Here is a 15,793-nt window from a genome sequence, read left to right on the forward strand (position 1 = left end):
CCTCATTGCCCCAGTCGGCGCGTTATAGCACCCGGCCGTTGCCGGACGCGAGCGGCCCCCGCGCTCAGAAATGGCTGAACGACAGGCGCTGGAAGGCGAGAGGCGCGCCTTGCGCATCGAGAAAACGCGCGCCTTCGCCCACCGCGACAGCGCCGATCTCGGTGACGGCGACGCCGGCCGTTTGCGCCGCGGCGCGGAAGCCCGCGGCACGGTCCGGCGGCACGGTGCAGAGGATCTCGAAATCGTCGCCGCCGGTGAGCGCGGTCTCCAGCATCGCCGGATCGGCGGCGATCGCCGCGCGCGCGGCGCCGGACAGCGGAACCTTTGCCGCTTCGACGGTGGCGGCGACGCCCGAGACGCGGACGAGCTTGGTCAGATCGCCGGCAAGGCCGTCGGACACGTCCATCGCCGCGGAGCAATGCGTGCGCACGGCCTCGGCCGCCGCGTTGCGCGGCTGCGGCAGCAGATAGCGCGACAGCAGGTGCTCGCGCTGCCCGGCATCGAGCATCCAATCGGCGCCCAAGCGCAGCTTCAGGCCGAGCGCGGCATCGCCGATGGTGCCGGTGACGAAAATGAGATCGCCGGGCCTTGCCCCTGCCCGGCGCACCATCGTGCCCGTCGGCACGATGCCGAACATGCCGACCGAGATCGTGATCGGCCCTGGCGTCTTGTCGGTGTCGCCGCCGAACAGCGGACAGCCGTAAGCCTCGGCATCCGCCTTGAGGCCCTGCGCGAAGCGCTCGACCCACGCCATATCGATGTCGCGGGGCAGCGCGACCGAGACCAGGAAGCCGAGCGGCCTGGCTCCCTTGGCGGCGATGTCCGACAGGTTCATGCGCAGCACCTTGCGCGCGACCGTGCTCGCATCGTCCTCGGGAAAGAAGTGCACGCCGGCGATGGCGCCGTCGGTCTTGAGCACGAGATCGTGCCCCGGCGGCGGCGTGACGAAGGCGGCGTCGTCGGCAAGGCCGAGCGCGCCGGGATGCGTCGCGACCGGCTTGAAGTAATGCGCGATCAGGCGTTCCTCGGCCGACAGTTTGTCGTCGGGCGAAGACATCGGCTCACCCCGGCGTGAACTCATCCGCGCGGAGCTTGCGCGCGATGAGGTCGAGCACCGCATTGACCATGCCGGTCTCGTCGCGCTCGACGAAGGCCGAGGCGACGTCGGCATATTCCGAGATGACGACGCGCGCCGGCACGTCGCGGCGGTCCTTCAACTCGTAGCAGCCGGCGCGCAACGCCGCGCGCAGCACGGCCTCGATGCGCTTGAGCGGCCAGCCGCTCTGCAACGCTTCGTCGATGAGCGGATCGAGCGCGCGCTGCTCACGCACGACGCCGGAAACGATGTCGCGGAAGAACGCGGCCTCCGCCGGCAGATACTGCGCGCCCTCGACCTCACGGCCGAGCCAGTGGCTCTCGAACTCGGCGAGGATGTCGTTGAGGCCGGTGCCGGCCATGTCCATCTGGTAGAGCGCCTGCACGGCGGCCAGCCGGGCCGCGCCACGCTTATTGGCCTTGCGCGCTTCCTTGTCGCCCGGTTGCGGCGCGCGTGCCATTATTTGCTACCCAGGTCGCGTTTGAGCCGGACGACCGCGAGCGCGGCGCGGGCGGCGTCCTCGCCCTTGTGACCCTGCGCGCCGCCGAGACGGGCATGCGCCTGCGCCTCGGTGTCGACGGTGAGGATCCCGTTGCCGACCGGCAGCTTGCGCTGGATGGTGAGGTCCATCAGGCCGCGCGCGGATTCATTCGACACGATCTCGAAGTGATAGGTCTCGCCCTGCACCACGCAGCCGAGCGCCACCGCGCCGTCATAGGGCGCCTTCTTCGCCGCGGCCGCATCGACGGCGATGGCGATGGCGCCGGGGACTTCCAGCGCGCCGGGCACGGTCACGACATCATAGGTCGCGCCCGCCTCGTCCAGCACGCGCTTGGCACCCTCGAGCAGCATGTCGGCGAAATTATCGTAATAGCGCGCTTCCACGACCACGATATGCGGCGGCGCTTCGCGCTTGGCCGGCTTCTCGGCGGATTTGGTGACGGGGGCGGTCTTGCGCCGGGCTTTGGCCATGAAGTCTCGTTCCTGATTGAGCGCGGCGTGTAGCAAGCGAGCGCGGTGTGAACAAGGGCTCTCACCGTCATCCTGAGGTGCGAGCCGCACTTGCGGCGAGCCTCGAAGGATGACGGCCACAGTGATTGCCCGCCGTCGCCCTTCGAGGCTCGCCGCTACGCGCCGAGCACCTCAGGGTGACGGCTCACTTTCCCATCAGCCGCGCGGCGTAGCGGGCCATGGTATCGACCTCGAGATTGACGTCGTCGCCCTTCTTCAGCGCGCCGAATGTCGTCACCGCGAGCGTGTGCGGAATGATCAGCACCGAGAAGGTGTCGCCCTCGACCGCATTCACCGTCAGCGAAATGCCGTCGAGCGCGACCGAGCCCTTCGGCGCGATGAAGCGCGACAGGTCCGGCGGCGCCTGGAACACGATGCGCGCCATGTCGGTCATGTCCTCGCGCGCGATCACCGTGGCGATGCCGTCGACGTGGCCCGCGACCATGTGGCCGCCGAGTTCGTCGCCGACTTTCAGCGGCCGCTCGAGATTGAGCTTGCCGCCCTCGCGCCACCGCTGCGCGGTGGTGATGCGCAGCGTCTCGTCCGCCGCATCGGCGGCGAAATAGGCGCGGCCGCCCTCCTCGCCCTTGCCGGTCACCGTCAGGCAGACGCCGTTGCAGGCGATCGATGCGCCATCCACGAGCTCCTCGCGCGGATAGCGCGTGAAGATGGTGAGCCGGTGCAGATTGTTGGCGCGCGCCTCGACGCTACGGATCTCGCCGACGTCGGTGACAATGCCTGTGAACATCACATTCTCCGTTCATTCCCGCGAAAGCGGGAATCCAGAGCCCGGAATTCAGACTCAGAACTCTTTGCCCCTGGGTCCCCGCTTTCGCGGGAACGAACGGTCGATAGGATCATCACGCCTTCTCGTACCAGGTGAGAGTATCAGGGCCGACCTGCTCGGTGTCGCCTTCGCGCATGCCTTCGGTGAGCGCGGACAGCGGCATGTCGGCGAGCGCGTCGAGGCCCTCGCCGAGCGGCTTGGGCGAGCGCAGCAAAGCGACCTCGTCGACAAGGCCCGCGCCGACGAAGCTGGCGGCGACGCGGGGACCCGCCTCGACCATCAGCCGCGTGATGCCCTCGCCGGCCAGCGCCTTGAGCACTTCGCCGAGATCGAGCTTGCCGTCGGTCTCCGGCACGCGGAACACCTTCGCGCCCTTGTGCACGAGGATGTCCTCGGCGACCTCGGAGGCGCTGGTCGCGCAGAAAATCCAGGTCGGCGTCTCACGCACGGTCGACAGCACGCCGAGCGACAGCGGCGTCTGCAATTTCGCGTCGAGCACGACGCGGATCGGCGAGCGCTCGAACATGCCGGGCAGACGGCAGGTGAGCTGCGGATTGTCCGCCAGCACGGTGCCGATGCCGGTGAGCACGGCGTCGCTCATCGCGCGCATCATGTGCACACGGGCCTGCGCCTCGTCGCCGGTGATGAAGGCGCGCTTGTTGCCGGCGTAGCCGACCTTGTCGTCGGACGAGAGCGCCATCTTCAACAGCACATGCGGCCGCGCTTGCGTGATCTTGGCGATGTGGCCGGCATGCGCGAGCCGCGCTTCGTCGGCCAGCAGGCCGGTATCGACCTGGATGCCGCTCTCGCGCAGCTTGGCGTAGCCCTGCCCGGCGACTTCCGGGTTGGGATCTTCCAGCGCCGAGACGACGCGCTTGATGCCGGCCTGGATGACGGCGTCGGCGCAAGGCGGCGTCTTGCCTTCGTGCGAGCACGGCTCGAGCGTGACGTAGAGCGTCGCGCCGCGCGCCGAACGCTTGGCGCGGCGCAGCGCTTCGGTCTCGGCATGCGGCCGGCCGCCGGGTTGCGTCCAACCGCGGCCGAGCACGACGCCGTCCTTGACGACGACGGCACCGACGGCCGGGTTCGGCCAGGTGTTGCCGAGCCCGCGGCGCCCGAGCGCGAGCGCGAGGCGCATGAAACGTTCGTCTTCAGTGGTGATGGGGGTGTCTGTCGTCATGTCTTGGCAAAGCGTGTGCGCTCCCCTCCCCCCGCGTAGCAAAGCGGAGCGGTGGGGAGGGGTCGGGGGTGGGGGGAATTTCGTTCAAGCGTCGCTAAAGCCCCCCACCCCGGCAGCTTCGCTGCCGACCCTCCCCACCGCTCGCAAGTGCTCGCGGGGGGAGGGAAAGGCTGCGGCGTGTGGCTCGCGATGCGGAAACTCACTTGCGTTCGGCCGGTACGATGGGCTTGCCGTCTTCCGACAATTCGTCGAGAGCGGCGCGGAAATCCTTGGCTTCGCGGAAATTGCGATAGACCGAGGCAAAGCGCACATAGGCAACGTCGTCGATGTTGCGCAAGTGCTCCATCACCGTTTCCCCGATGGTTTCGGACGTCACCTCGTTCTCGCCCAGGCTCTCAAGCTCGCGCACGATCTTGGAGACTTCCTGCTCGATGCGCTCGGGATCGACCGAGCGCTTGCGCAGCGCCACCTGCACCGACCGCAGCAGCTTGTCGCGGTCGAACGGCACGCGGCGGCCGTTGCGCTTGATGACGGTGAGCTCGCGCAATTGCACGCGCTCGAACGTGGTGAAACGGAAATTGCAGGCGAGACAGACGCGACGGCGGCGGATCACCGAGGAGTCTTCGGTTGGCCGCGAGTCCTTCACCTGTGTGTCCAGACTTCCGCAGCTCGGGCAGCGCATCACCTTCCCCCCTCCCACGCCGTCATGGCCGGGCTCGTCCCGGCCATCCACGTCTTTATCTTTTGCATCCGCCGTGAAGGCGTGGATGCCCGGCACAAGGCCGGGCATGACGACTGAAATGCCCTCACGCCCCTCATCAGTTGTAGATCGGGAACCGCGTCAGCAGCGTCTTCACCTTCTCGCGCACGGTGCCTTCAACCAGGGTGTCTTCCTCGACGCCCTTCTGCGACAGCACGTCGAGCACCTCGCTGATCATGTCGCCGATCTGCTTGAACTCGGCGACGCCGAAGCCGCGGGTCGTGCCCGCCGGCGTGCCGAGGCGGATGCCGGACGTGATCGTCGGCTTCTCGGGATCGAACGGGATGCCGTTCTTGTTGCAGGTGATGTGGGCGCGGCCGAGCGCGATCTCGGCGACCTTGCCGGTGAGCCGCTTGGGCCGCAGATCGACCAGCATCAGATGCGTGTCGGTGCCGCCGGAGACGATGTCGAGGCCGTGCGACTTGAGGTTCTCGGCCAGCGCCTTGGCGTTCTCGACCACGTTCTTGGCGTAGACCTTGAAGCTCGGCCGCAGCGCCTCGCCGAAGGCCACCGCCTTCGCCGCGATGACGTGCATCAGCGGGCCGCCCTGCATGCCGGGGAACACCGCCGAGTTGATCTTCTTGGCGAGGTCTTCCTCGTTGGTGAGGATCACGCCGCCGCGCGGACCGCGCAGCGTCTTGTGCGTCGTGGTGGTCACCACATGCGCGTGCGGGAATGGCGAGGGATGCGCGCCGCCGGCGACGAGACCGGCAAAGTGCGCCATGTCGACCATCAAATAAGCGCCGACTTCATCGGCGATCTCGCGGAAGCGCTTGAAATCGATGATGCGCGGATAGGCCGAGCCGCCGGCGATGATGACCTTCGGCTTGTGCTCCTTGGCGAGCTTCTCCACCTCGTCCATGTCGATGCGCTGGTCTTCCTTGCGCACGCTGTACGGCACCGGCTTGAACCACTTGCCCGACATGTTGATCGCCATGCCGTGCGAAAGATGGCCGCCGGCGGCGAGGTTGAGGCCCATGAAGGTGTCGCCCGGCTGCATCAGCGCGAAGAACACCTCGGCATTGGCCGACGCGCCCGAATGCGGCTGCACGTTGGCGAACTTGCAGCCGAACAGCTTGGTGACGCGCTCGATCGCCAGCTTCTCGGCGATGTCGACGAACTGGCAGCCGCCGTAATAGCGCTTACCCGGCAGGCCTTCGGCGTACTTGTTGGTGAGCACCGAGCCCTGCGCTTCCAGCACCGCGCGGGAGACGATGTTCTCCGAGGCGATCAGCTCGATCTCGTCGCGCTGGCGACCGAGCTCCAGGCCGATGGCTTCCGCGATTTCCGGATCGGTGTCGCGCACGGAGGCGGTGAAAAAGGCCTCGCTGTCGCTGACGGGCTTGGGGCTGGATGTGGCCGACATTGCGATCTCCTGGCGCCGGGGCTGGCGGCCAGCGGCGCCCGTACTGGGAAAAGTCAGGATTCAAGGGCGCGAAATAGCATATCGGGACGGCAGCGCCAAGGGATAGGATGGCGGGCCCGGCATGCCGCAATATGTTGGGTCTATTGGGTGTTTTGGGTTTTCTCTTACCCGGCCGTGGCGGCGGCGTTGACACCTATCGCTGGCGCTACTCACAGCTCCTCACAAATCGGCCACATCCTTTCGCTTGCTAAGCAGTGGGGCGACGCGACGAGGTGCAGATCACCATTGGAGGCGTCCGCCCATGCAGGACCCGACGCGTTCAACACTGAGCAAGGTTCCGGAAGTCACTCTCGTCTTCTGGATCATCAAGATCGCCGCGACGACGCTGGGCGAGACCGGCGGCGACACCGTCACGATGTCGCTGAATTGGGGCTATCTCGCCGGCACCGCCCTGTTTCTGGTGCTGCTCGTCGTGCTCGTTCTCCTCCAAATCGCGGCGAAGAGATTTCGTCCCTTTCTGTACTGGGCGACCATCATCGCCTCGACGACCTTCGGCACAACCATGGCAGATTTCGCCGATCGCTCGCTCGGCATTGGCTACACGGGCGGCACGACGCTGCTGCTCGTCTGCCTGCTGGCGACACTCGGCCTCTGGTACCGGTCGCAAGGCTCGATCTCGGTGAACACCGTGTCGACGCCGAAGACCGAAGCGTTCTATTGGGCGGCGATCACCGTCTCACAGACCTTAGGCACCGCGCTCGGCGACTGGGCGGCCGACACCGGCGGCCTCGGCTACGGCGACGGCGCGCTTGTCTTTGCCTTCGGGCTGGTTGTCGTGATCGCGCTCTATTACCTCACCAACGTTTCGCGCGTGTCGCTGTTCTGGGCAGCTTTTATCCTCACACGGCCGCTCGGCGCGACGGTCGGCGACTTTCTCGACAAGCCCCTGCAGGACGGCGGCCTCGCTTTGAGCCGTCCGATCGCATCGGCAGTGATCGCCGCCTTCATTCTCGGCTGTCTCTTGATCCTACCTCAACGCGCAGGGCAACACCCCGGCCACGCGCAGAGCGCCGCGTAGTTCGCCAGACACGACAAAACCTCGGCCGCTCCAGGAGCAGCCGAGCCAAGTCTTCCGCCGGTACGCGTTGATGGGTTAGAGGCGATAAAGAATCTGGTCTGTCCACAACCGCGCGAGCCGGTGTCGCGATTTGTTGAGCGCCGCGAACACGTCGCCGCTGATGTCGCCGGCCGAGGCCGCCAGACAGACCTCGGATTGCCCCGCCTCACCGCCGCATCACCAACGCATCATCGCCGCCTCATCACCCTCACCGACGCTTCACCGCATCGCCCCCGCATTCCCACCCCACCGACGCCTCACCGCATCCCCCCCGCATCACCGCCAACTCGCCTTCGCCGGCGATCTGACGTATGGGAGCGTCATGACCAATGCCGAACTTCTGGAAATGGCGCGGGACAACCTCGCCCGCTTCGCCGCCGCGCCGGCGCCCGCCGAGGCGCTGCGCGAGGCCATCGAGTCGCACGAGATCGTGTTCGCGCTCTACCCGGATGGGACGCCGCGCGGCTTCGACACCTATCTGATCAAGGGCAAGCCGCTGGTGCCGGGCGCCTCGGACGAGGAACTGGCGCGCTACACGACCACCGCCGTGCCCTGCGCCGATATCGAGGAAGCGCTGGCGCTGGAGCGCAGCTTCGGCGATACGCGGCCGGCGCAGCATTGAGGCCCGGGGCTGTCGGGCCGATCCGGCCGCCCCGTCGATATCAACGGCCAGCGCGGCGACCGGCGTCCTTGCCAACGACAAAACCCCGGCCGCTCCGAGAGCAGCCGGGGCAAGTCTTCCGCCGGTACGCGTTGAAGGGTTAGAGCCGATACAGGATCTGATCGGTCCAGAAGCGCTCGAGCCGATGCAGCGATTTGTTGAGCGTCGAGAACTCGTCGGCGGTGATGCCGCCCACCTGCTCGACCGTGCGCACGTGCTTCTGATAGAGCGTCTCGACGATGTCGCGCACTTCACGGCCCTTGTCGGTCAGCTTGATGCGGACCGAACGGCGATCGACGCGCGAACGCTGATGGTCGAGGAAGCCCATCTCGACGAGCTTCTTCAAGTTGTACGACACGTTCGAGCCGAGGTAGTAGCCGCGCGTGCGCAGCTCGCCCGCGGTGAGCTCCTTGTCGCCGATGTTGTACAGCAGCAGCGCCTGCACCGAGTTGATGTCGGAACGACCGCGGCGGTCGAACTCGTCCTTGATCACGTCGAGCAGCCGGCGATGCAGACGCTCGACGAGAGTCAAGGCTTCGAGATACAGCGGTCGGATGTGATCAAAGCGCGCCTCACGTTCGGCGGGCTCGACCGTCTTGGCAACGGCTTTCATGTTCAACGCCCCTTACTATTTATTGTCTTCACGTCCCCGGTAACGAGGCCCTGTTTTCCTCGTTCCAGCATGACGCGAACCTACGCAGCACGATCTAAAAACGGCTTAAATAACAGCATCAATATTAGGTTTATTTGAAACGGTGAACGCTTCGTTCCTCGCCTCAAATTGAAACGCTCGCGGAAAGATTCGATTCACCTCGATGGGTCGCGCGCCGTGCGTGACGCGTCTTGCAGCGCCGTTTTACTCCGGAAAAGGCGTGGATGCCCGGGACAAGCCCGGGCACGACGGAGAATGTGGCAACCGCGCGCCATGGAACAACGCGATGGTTACCCGCGCATAAACCTTATGATCCCGGAGAAATCGCGGCCCGCCTCGCCGCTTTCAACATAGTGTGAGTAAAGTTTCGTCGCGTCCGCGCCGAGCTCGGTGCGCGCGCCGGCGGCCTTGGCCGCTTCCTGCGACAGCTTGAGATCCTTCAGCATCATCGCGGCGGTGAAGCCCGGCTGATAATCGCGGTTCGCCGGCGATGTCGGCACCGGGCCCGGCACCGGGCAATAGCTCGTGAGCGACCAGCACTGGCCCGACGACTTCGACGCGATGTCGAACAGCTTCTGATGTTCGAGGCCGAGCTTCTCGGCGAGCACGAAGGCTTCCGACACCGCGATCATCGAGATGCCGAGGATCATGTTGTTGCAGATCTTCGCCGCCTGGCCGTTCCCTGCCCCGCCGGCATGCACGATGGTCTTGCCCATCTTCTCCAGGATCGATTGCGCGCGCACGAATGCCTGCGTCGGACCGCCGACCATGAAGGTGAGCGTGCCGCCGCTGGCGCCGCCGACGCCGCCGGACACCGGCGCGTCGATCATCAACAGGTCGTGCGTCTCGGCTTCGCGCGCGACCGCGCGCGCAGTCTCGACGTCGATGGTGGAGCAGTCGATCAGCAAGGTGCCGGGATTGGCGTTCTCGACGATGCCGTTCACGCCGAGATAGATGTCGCGCACCTCCTTGCCGGAGGGCAGCATGGTGATGACGACGTCGGCGCGCGCCGCGGCGACCTTCGCGGTTTCGACGCCGGTGCCGCCCGCGGCTTTGAGCTTCTCGACCGAAGCCGGATTGACGTCGACGCCTTCGACCTGGTGGCCGGCCTTGATGAGGTTCTGCGCCATCGGCAGCCCCATATTGCCCAAGCCGATGAAACCGATGCGCGCCATGACGTCCCTCTCCTGTTGGTTATGTTCTGATCACGGCGGCGCTTCCTGCGCCGCCTTGACGGCAAGCAACAGATAAATCGCGAGCAGCGCGAATTCCAGAAAGCCGGTCACCAGACCGCCGCCGAACACCTGCGGGAAAAATATTTCCACGGCGAGCATGGAGGCGATCGACATCAGCCAGATCACCGCGCCCCAAGCGGCGGCGAGCCACAGGCCGACCGCGGCGACGAGATCGATCACGGCAAAGAAGATGGTCGCCGTCTGCCAGGCGATCGAATGATATTCGAACAGGTCCTCGCCGACGCCGATGCCGACGACGCGCGACCAGTGATACAGGCCCTTGAGCATGGCGAGGCCGGCCATCACGCGCAGGAACAGCACCAGCCGCTTGGTCCAGCGGCCGGGTCCCTCGTCCTCGTGCTCGTGCACGGGTTCGAGGTTGCGCAGGTCGTCGGTTTCGACGCGATCGATCATGACAGGGGAAGATCTCCTTCGGGCAGGGCGGCGAAATGACGCTCGATCTCGGCGTCGCTCACGTCGGCGAGCGAGGCCGGGCTCCAGCGCGGGGTATTGTCCTTGTCGACCAGCACCGCGCGAACACCTTCGTAGAAGTCTTCATCGTGGATGATGCGCGACACGATGCGGAATTCGGTGCGCATGCAGGTGACGAAATCATAAGTCGCGCCGCGGCGCACCTGCGCCAAAGCGAGTTTCAAACTGGTCGGCGATTTGGTCCGTATGGTGGCGGCCGTCTTGGCCGCCCATGCGGCGTCCGCGCCTGTGGATTGCGCCTCCCGGTCGAGCGCGGCGAGTATGCCCTCCACCGTGTCGCCTTTGAACAGCCGGTCGATCGCCGCCTTGTGCGTCACGACGGGCCCCTCGCCCGCCGGCTCGGCGAAGGCGCCGAGCACGGCATCGACCGAGACCGTGCCGGTCAGGGCCTCGATCAGCTTCGGGAAGCGCTCGGAGGGGACGCGATGCGTCGCCAGCCCGCAGGCGACGCCGTCGGCGGCGTTGAAGCGCTCGCCGGTCAGCGCGCAATAGGCGCCGGTCTCGCCGGGCATGCGCGGCAGGAACCAGGTGGCGCCGACATCCGGGAAGAAGCCGATGCCCACCTCCGGCATGGCGAAGGAGCAGCGATCGCCGGCGACGCGGTGCGAGCCGTGCACCGACACGCCGATGCCGCCGCCCATGGCAATGCCGTCGATCAGCGCGATGTAGGGCTTGCGGTAATTCTTGATCAGCGTGTTGAGCGGATATTCGTCGGCCCAGAATTTGAGTGCGTCGGCGTGGCGCCCAGCCTGGCCGAGATCGTAGAGCGCGCGGATATCGCCGCCGGCGCAGAAGGCGCGCTCGCCGGCGCCGGTGACGATCACGCGCGTGACCGCGTCGTCGCTCGCCCACGCTTCGAGCTGCGCGCGCATGGCCAGCACCATGCCGCGGTTGAGCGCATTGAGCGCCTTTGGCCGGTTGAGCGTGATGAGACCCGCGGCCCCGCGGCGGGAGAAGAGGATGTCGGACGTCATTGCGACGCCTTGTGTTCCCCTCCCCCCGCGCGCTCTTGCGCGTGGTGGGGAGGGGTCAGGGGTGGGGGGCAAGCGGCGCTGCGATTGCGCGAATGAGCGAAAGCAAAGGCGCCCCCCGCCCCGGATCGCAATCGCACGCGATTGCGATCCGACCCTCCCCGCCGCTGCGCGGGGGGAGGGTTGAAGAGCGCCGAACCGAAATGCATTTCCATTAGATCTCAATTCCCCAACATCGCGCGTGAGACGATCAGGCGCATGATCTCGTTCGTGCCCTCGAGGATCTGGTGCACGCGCACGTCGCGCAGCACGCGCTCGATCGGATGATCGCGCAGATAGCCGTAGCCGCCGTGCATCTGCAAACAGCCGTTGACGACGTCGAAGCCGGTGTCGGTGGCGAGGCGCTTGGCCTGCGCGGCGAGCCGCGTCGCGTGGCCCTCCTTGTTGCCGACGGCGACCGCGGCGCGGTGCAACAATAAGCGCGCCGCATCGAGCTCGGTCGCGTAATCGGCCATGCGGAACTGCAAGGCCTGGAAGTCGGCAAGCCGCGTGCCGAACTGCTTGCGCTCCTTCATGTAGTCGATGGTGCGGTCGAGGCAGAATTGCGCGCCGCCGAGCGAACAGGCGCCGATGTTGAGGCGGCCGCCGTCGAGCCCGGCCATGGCGATCTTGAAGCCCTCGCCTTCCTTGCCGACGCGGTTCGAGACCGGCACGCGGCAGTTCTCGAACATCACCATCGCTGTCGGCTGCGTCTTCCAGCCGAGCTTCTTCTCCTGCGCGCCGAAAGAAAGTCCCGGTGTGCCCTTCTCGACCAGGATCGACGAGATGCCGCGGGGGCCGCCCTCGCCGGTGCGCGCCATGACGAGATAGACGTCGGAGCGGCCGCCGCCGGAGATGAAGGCCTTGGCGCCGTCGAGCACATAGACGTCGCCGTCGCGACGCGCCTTGGTGGTGAGGCTCGCGGCGTCCGAGCCGGCGCCGGGTTCGGTGAGGCAATAGCTGGCGAAGTTCTCCATCGAACAGAGCTTGGGCAGATGTTTCTGCCGCAGTTCCTCGCTGCCGTAGGCATCGATCATCCACGCCACCATGTTGTGGATGGAGATGTAGGCCGCCGTCGATGTGCACCCCTGCGCCAGTTCCTCGAAGATGATGGCGGCGTCGAGCCGGTTCAGCGCCGACCCGCCGACATCCTCGCGCACATAGATGCCGCCGAAGCCGAGCGCGGCCGCCTTGCGCAGCGCCGCTTCGGGGAAGGTCTCGTTCTCATCCCAGTCACGCACATAGGGCATCATCTCGTCGCGGGCGAAGCCCCGCGCGGTCGCCTGAAACGCGTGCTGCTCTTCGGTGAGGTCGAAGTCCATGGAACTCCCCTTCGCCTCACCCGCTTAGCAAGGGCAGCCCCGCCGGGGCAACCGGCCGGGCGCGGCAATCGGTGTTAGGCTCATTTTGCAGTGGAGGACGCGCGGATGGCGCAGGACGACGCGAACCAGAAGGGCCCGGATCTCGCGCAGGGCGTTGCCTCGGCCGCTCTCGCCGAAGGCGCCATTCTCAAGGGCCACGTCGGCGACGAGGCCGTCATCCTGGTGCGGCACAGTGGCGGCGTGTCGGCCGTCGGCGCCGAATGCACGCATTATCATGGTCCGCTGGCCGAAGGCCTCGCCGTCGGCGACACCATCCGCTGCCCCTGGCACCACGCCTGCTTCGATCTGCGCAGCGGCGAGGCCCTCGCCGCCCCGGCGCTCAGCCCGCTGCCCTGCTGGCAGGTGGAGGAACGCGACGGCCGCATCACGGTCGGCGCGCGCAAGAAGGTTCCGCCGCCGAAAACGATCGGCACGCCGGCCGAGCACTTCGTCATCGTCGGCGGCGGCGCGGCGGCCTTTGCCGCGGCGGAGATGATGCGGCGGCGCGGCTTTGCCGGCGCCATCACCATGATCTCCAACGACGACGTCGCGCCGGTCGACCGGCCGAACCTGTCGAAGGATTATCTCGCCGGCAGCGCGCCGGACGACTGGGTGCCGCTGCGGCCCGACGAATGGTACGCCGAGAACAAGATCACCTTGAAGCTGAAGACCGAGGCGACCGCGCTCGATCCCGCCGCGCGCACCGTGACGCTCGGCGACGGTACGACGGTGTCGTTCGACAAACTGCTGCTGGCGACCGGCGCCGAGCCGGTGCGTCTGCAAATTCCCGGCGCCGATCTGCCGCATGTGCATCTGCTGCGCTCGTTCGACGACAGCCGCGCGATCGTCGACAAGGCCAAGAGCGCGACACGCGCCGTGGTCATCGGCGCGAGTTTCATCGGCCTCGAGGCGGCGGCCGCCCTGCGCGCCCGCGATATCGAGGTGCATGTCGTCGCGCCCGACAAGCGCCCGCTCGAGCGCGTGTTCGGGCCGGAGCTTGGCGACTTCGTGCGCGCCTTGCACGAAGAGCATGGCGTCATCTTCCATCTCGAGAACGGCGTCACCGCCATCGATGGCGACAAGGTGACGCTCAAGGCCGGCAGCCCGCTGCCGGCCGACCTGGTCGTGGTCGGCATCGGCGTGCGGCCGCGGCTTGCCTTGGCCGAAAAGGCCGGCCTCGCCGTCGACCGTGGCGTGAGCGTCGACGAACACCTGCAAACCAGCGCTGCCGGCATCTATGCCGCCGGCGACATCGCGCGCTGGCCCGATCCGATCAGCGGCGAGCGCATCCGCGTCGAGCACTGGGTGGTGGCCGAGCGCCAGGGGCAGATCGCCGCGCTCAACATGCTCGGCCAGCCGGCGCCGTTCCGCGCCGTGCCCTTCTTCTGGAGCCAGCATTACGACGTGCCGATCAACTATGTCGGCCACGCCGAGAAATGGGACAAGATCGAGATCGACGGCGACGTGATGCAGCGCGACTGTCTGGTGCGCTACCGCAAGGACGGCCGCATCCTGGCGGTCGCCTCGATCTACCGCGATCGCGACAGCCTCGAAGCCGACGCCGAGATGGAGCTGCGCGCGGCAATGACAACGCCGCAGACCGGGTAAGCCGCTTCCGTCATTCCGGACGCCGCCATAAGCGCGTTCACGCGCGTCTTCGACGCGCTATGGCGGCGATCCGGAATCCAGCGGCCCGACGCAAATCAATGTGGCTGGATTCCGGGTTCGCGAGCTGTGCTCGCGCCCCGGAATGACTGCACTATACATTGGTCAGCTAAGCGGCGGCGTCGGGTCTCCCCCGGTAGCGCCGGGCGCCCCAACCCGCTAAAACGGCGCCAGGAGACAATCCCATGGCAATCAAATTCGGCCGGCCCTTGCAGCGCTCGATCGGTTTCACGCCGATCGAACCGGAGGCCCGCGACGCACAGACCCCCGCCCTCGATCTCACGGTGCGCATGCGGCGCAACCGGCGCGCCGACTGGACGCGGCGCATGGTGCGCGAGAACGTCGTCACCACCGACGATCTGATCTGGCCGATGTTCGTGATGGATGGCGACAATGCGCGCCAGCCGGTCGCCTCGATGCCGGGCGTCGAGCGACTGTCCGTCGACCTGATCGCGCGCGAGGCCGCGCGCGCCGCCGCGCTCAACATCCCCTGCATCGCGCTGTTCCCCTACACCAACCCGTCCCTGCGCGACGAGACAGGCAGCGAAGCGCTCAACGCGGACAATCTCGTCTGCCGCGCCATCCGCGCCATCAAGAAAGAGGCGCCGGACATCGGCGTGCTCTGTGACGTCGCGCTCGATCCCTTCACCAGCCACGGCCATGACGGGCTGATCAAGGACGGCGTCATCCTCAACGACGAGAGCGTCGCCGTGCTGGTCAGGCAGGCGCTGGTGCAGGCCGAGGCCGGCTGCGACATCATCGCGCCGTCGGACATGATGGACGGCCGCGTCGGCGCGATCCGCAAGGCGCTCGACCATGCCGGCTTCCTCGACGTTTCGATCATGGCCTATGCGGCGAAATACGCGTCGGCGTTCTACGGTCCGTTCCGCGACGCTGTCGGCTCGGCCAAGACGCTCAGCGGCGACAAGCGCACCTATCAGATGGACCCGGGCAACTCCGACGAGGCATTGCGCGAGGTCGCGCTCGACATCGCCGAGGGCGCCGACATGATCATGGTCAAGCCCGGCATGCCCTATCTCGACATCGTGCGCCGGGTGAAGGAGACGTTCGGCATGCCGACCTTCGCCTATCAGGTGTCCGGCGAATACGCCATGATCATGGCGGCGGTGCAGAACGGCTGGCTCGACGGCGAACGCGCGATGATGGAGAGCATCATCGGCTTCAAGCGCGCCGGCTGCGACGGCGTGCTCACCTACTTCGCCCCGCGCGTGGCGGAGAAATTGAAACATCAATCGTAGGAATGGGCCGCCTGCCCAATCTCCGTTCGTTCCCGCGTAAGCGGGAACCCAGAGTCAAAAAGCTTCACCATTACAAATTGCCCTGGGTCCCCGCTTTCGCGGGGACGAACGGCTGATAGATCACTCCACATAAACATTGGA

General features: G+C 66.8%; 16 protein-coding genes and 1 pseudogene. 4 read left to right on the plus strand and 13 right to left on the minus strand.

From position 1 onward, the window contains the following. Positions 1-64 precede the first annotated feature (64 nt). From thiL to glyA, 7 genes are all read right to left on the minus strand, one after another. On the minus strand, positions 65-1,057 hold the full coding sequence (gene thiL / locus DW352_RS06735) for a thiamine-phosphate kinase (protein ID WP_115689709.1): 993 nt from the start codon (positions 1,055-1,057) through the stop codon (positions 65-67). A gap of 4 nt (positions 1,058-1,061) precedes the next feature. Then, entirely contained in the window at positions 1,062-1,556 is a 495-nt protein-coding gene (gene nusB, locus DW352_RS06740) for a transcription antitermination factor NusB (RefSeq protein ID WP_115689711.1), read from the minus strand. Continuing rightward, positions 1,556-2,068, minus strand: coding sequence for a 6,7-dimethyl-8-ribityllumazine synthase (ribH, locus tag DW352_RS06745; RefSeq protein WP_115689713.1), 513 nt, complete (start codon positions 2,066-2,068; stop codon positions 1,556-1,558). The genes nusB and ribH overlap by 1 nt, the downstream gene beginning before the upstream one ends. Before the next feature lie 184 nt (positions 2,069-2,252). After that, on the minus strand, positions 2,253-2,855 hold the full coding sequence (locus tag DW352_RS06750; protein WP_115689715.1) for a riboflavin synthase: 603 nt from the start codon (positions 2,853-2,855) through the stop codon (positions 2,253-2,255). A gap of 112 nt (positions 2,856-2,967) precedes the next feature. Further along, positions 2,968-4,074 carry a bifunctional diaminohydroxyphosphoribosylaminopyrimidine deaminase/5-amino-6-(5-phosphoribosylamino)uracil reductase RibD gene (ribD, locus tag DW352_RS06755; RefSeq protein ID WP_115689717.1) on the minus strand — a complete coding sequence of 369 codons (1,107 nt, stop codon included), beginning with the start codon at positions 4,072-4,074 and terminating at the stop codon, positions 2,968-2,970. Positions 4,075-4,273: 199 nt separating this feature from the next. Next, positions 4,274-4,756 (minus strand): transcriptional regulator NrdR, encoded by a 483-nt coding sequence (gene nrdR, locus DW352_RS06760; protein WP_115689719.1) that lies wholly within the window; start codon positions 4,754-4,756, stop codon positions 4,274-4,276. A 136-nt stretch (positions 4,757-4,892) separates the two neighbouring features. Beyond that, positions 4,893-6,200, minus strand: a complete 1,308-nt coding sequence (glyA, locus tag DW352_RS06765) for a serine hydroxymethyltransferase (RefSeq protein WP_115689721.1) — start codon at positions 6,198-6,200, stop codon at positions 4,893-4,895. A 301-nt stretch (positions 6,201-6,501) separates the two neighbouring features. Between glyA and DW352_RS06770 the strand changes: the two genes are divergently transcribed. Continuing rightward, positions 6,502-7,278 (plus strand): COG4705 family protein, encoded by a 777-nt coding sequence (locus DW352_RS06770; RefSeq protein ID WP_115689722.1) that lies wholly within the window; start codon positions 6,502-6,504, stop codon positions 7,276-7,278. Positions 7,279-7,353: 75 nt separating this feature from the next. On the opposite strand, the pseudogene DW352_RS06775 reads toward DW352_RS06770, so the two are convergent. Then, a pseudogene (locus DW352_RS06775) lies at positions 7,354-7,446 on the minus strand (MarR family transcriptional regulator); the annotation flags it as partial. Between the two features lie 193 nt (positions 7,447-7,639). On the opposite strand from DW352_RS06775, the gene DW352_RS06780 reads away from it, so the two are divergent. Further along, the gene (locus DW352_RS06780) at positions 7,640-7,939 is read left to right on the plus strand and encodes a hypothetical protein (RefSeq protein WP_115689724.1); all 300 of its coding nucleotides are present in this window, start codon (positions 7,640-7,642) and stop codon (positions 7,937-7,939) included. 139 nt (positions 7,940-8,078) lie between these two features. Here the strand turns inward: DW352_RS06780 and ldtR are convergent, their stop codons facing one another. The 5 genes from ldtR to DW352_RS06805 form a co-directional block, all read right to left on the minus strand. Continuing rightward, entirely contained in the window at positions 8,079-8,591 is a 513-nt protein-coding gene (gene ldtR, locus DW352_RS06785) for a transcriptional regulator LdtR (RefSeq protein ID WP_115689725.1), read from the minus strand. Positions 8,592-8,920: 329 nt separating this feature from the next. Continuing rightward, complete coding sequence (gene mmsB / locus DW352_RS06790) at positions 8,921-9,805, minus strand: 3-hydroxyisobutyrate dehydrogenase (RefSeq protein WP_115689726.1); 885 nt, start codon at positions 9,803-9,805, stop codon at positions 8,921-8,923. Positions 9,806-9,835: 30 nt separating this feature from the next. After that, on the minus strand, positions 9,836-10,279 hold the full coding sequence (locus DW352_RS06795) for a DUF6163 family protein (protein WP_245434348.1): 444 nt from the start codon (positions 10,277-10,279) through the stop codon (positions 9,836-9,838). Then, positions 10,276-11,331, minus strand: a complete 1,056-nt coding sequence (locus tag DW352_RS06800) for an enoyl-CoA hydratase/isomerase family protein (protein WP_115689728.1) — start codon at positions 11,329-11,331, stop codon at positions 10,276-10,278. Before DW352_RS06800 ends, DW352_RS06795 begins: the two co-directional genes overlap by 4 nt. Positions 11,332-11,549: 218 nt before the next feature. Then, a complete protein-coding gene (locus DW352_RS06805) occupies positions 11,550-12,689 on the minus strand; it encodes an acyl-CoA dehydrogenase family protein (protein ID WP_115689729.1) in 1,140 nt (379 codons plus the stop codon). A gap of 105 nt (positions 12,690-12,794) precedes the next feature. Here DW352_RS06805 and DW352_RS06810 point away from each other — a divergent pair, with 105 nt between their 5' ends. Together DW352_RS06810 and hemB are read left to right on the plus strand one after the other, a co-directional pair. Continuing rightward, complete coding sequence (locus tag DW352_RS06810; RefSeq protein WP_115694271.1) at positions 12,795-14,336, plus strand: FAD-dependent oxidoreductase; 1,542 nt, start codon at positions 12,795-12,797, stop codon at positions 14,334-14,336. Positions 14,337-14,578: 242 nt separating this feature from the next. After that, on the plus strand, positions 14,579-15,652 hold the full coding sequence (hemB, locus tag DW352_RS06815; RefSeq protein ID WP_115689730.1) for a porphobilinogen synthase: 1,074 nt from the start codon (positions 14,579-14,581) through the stop codon (positions 15,650-15,652). Positions 15,653-15,793 lie beyond the last annotated feature (141 nt).

Origin of the sequence: Pseudolabrys taiwanensis (assembly GCF_003367395.1) — a bacterium.
Taxonomy (GTDB): domain Bacteria; phylum Pseudomonadota; class Alphaproteobacteria; order Rhizobiales; family Xanthobacteraceae; genus Pseudolabrys; species Pseudolabrys taiwanensis.

Coding starts and splice junctions, on each gene's coding strand:
- thiL (WP_115689709.1), bottom strand. CDS start 1,057: ATGTCTTCGCCCGACGACAAACTGTCGGCCGAGGAACGCCTGATCGCG.
- nusB (WP_115689711.1), bottom strand. CDS start 1,556: ATGGCACGCGCGCCGCAACCGGGCGACAAGGAAGCGCGCAAGGCCAAT.
- ribH (WP_115689713.1), bottom strand. CDS start 2,068: ATGGCCAAAGCCCGGCGCAAGACCGCCCCCGTCACCAAATCCGCCGAG.
- DW352_RS06750 (WP_115689715.1), bottom strand. CDS start 2,855: ATGTTCACAGGCATTGTCACCGACGTCGGCGAGATCCGTAGCGTCGAG.
- ribD (WP_115689717.1), bottom strand. CDS start 4,074: ATGACGACAGACACCCCCATCACCACTGAAGACGAACGTTTCATGCGC.
- nrdR (WP_115689719.1), bottom strand. CDS start 4,756: ATGCGCTGCCCGAGCTGCGGAAGTCTGGACACACAGGTGAAGGACTCG.
- glyA (WP_115689721.1), bottom strand. CDS start 6,200: ATGTCGGCCACATCCAGCCCCAAGCCCGTCAGCGACAGCGAGGCCTTT.
- DW352_RS06770 (WP_115689722.1), top strand. CDS start 6,502: ATGCAGGACCCGACGCGTTCAACACTGAGCAAGGTTCCGGAAGTCACT.
- DW352_RS06780 (WP_115689724.1), top strand. CDS start 7,640: ATGACCAATGCCGAACTTCTGGAAATGGCGCGGGACAACCTCGCCCGC.
- ldtR (WP_115689725.1), bottom strand. CDS start 8,591: ATGAAAGCCGTTGCCAAGACGGTCGAGCCCGCCGAACGTGAGGCGCGC.
- mmsB (WP_115689726.1), bottom strand. CDS start 9,805: ATGGCGCGCATCGGTTTCATCGGCTTGGGCAATATGGGGCTGCCGATG.
- DW352_RS06795 (WP_245434348.1), bottom strand. CDS start 10,279: ATGATCGATCGCGTCGAAACCGACGACCTGCGCAACCTCGAACCCGTG.
- DW352_RS06800 (WP_115689728.1), bottom strand. CDS start 11,331: ATGACGTCCGACATCCTCTTCTCCCGCCGCGGGGCCGCGGGTCTCATC.
- DW352_RS06805 (WP_115689729.1), bottom strand. CDS start 12,689: ATGGACTTCGACCTCACCGAAGAGCAGCACGCGTTTCAGGCGACCGCG.
- DW352_RS06810 (WP_115694271.1), top strand. CDS start 12,795: ATGGCGCAGGACGACGCGAACCAGAAGGGCCCGGATCTCGCGCAGGGC.
- hemB (WP_115689730.1), top strand. CDS start 14,579: ATGGCAATCAAATTCGGCCGGCCCTTGCAGCGCTCGATCGGTTTCACG.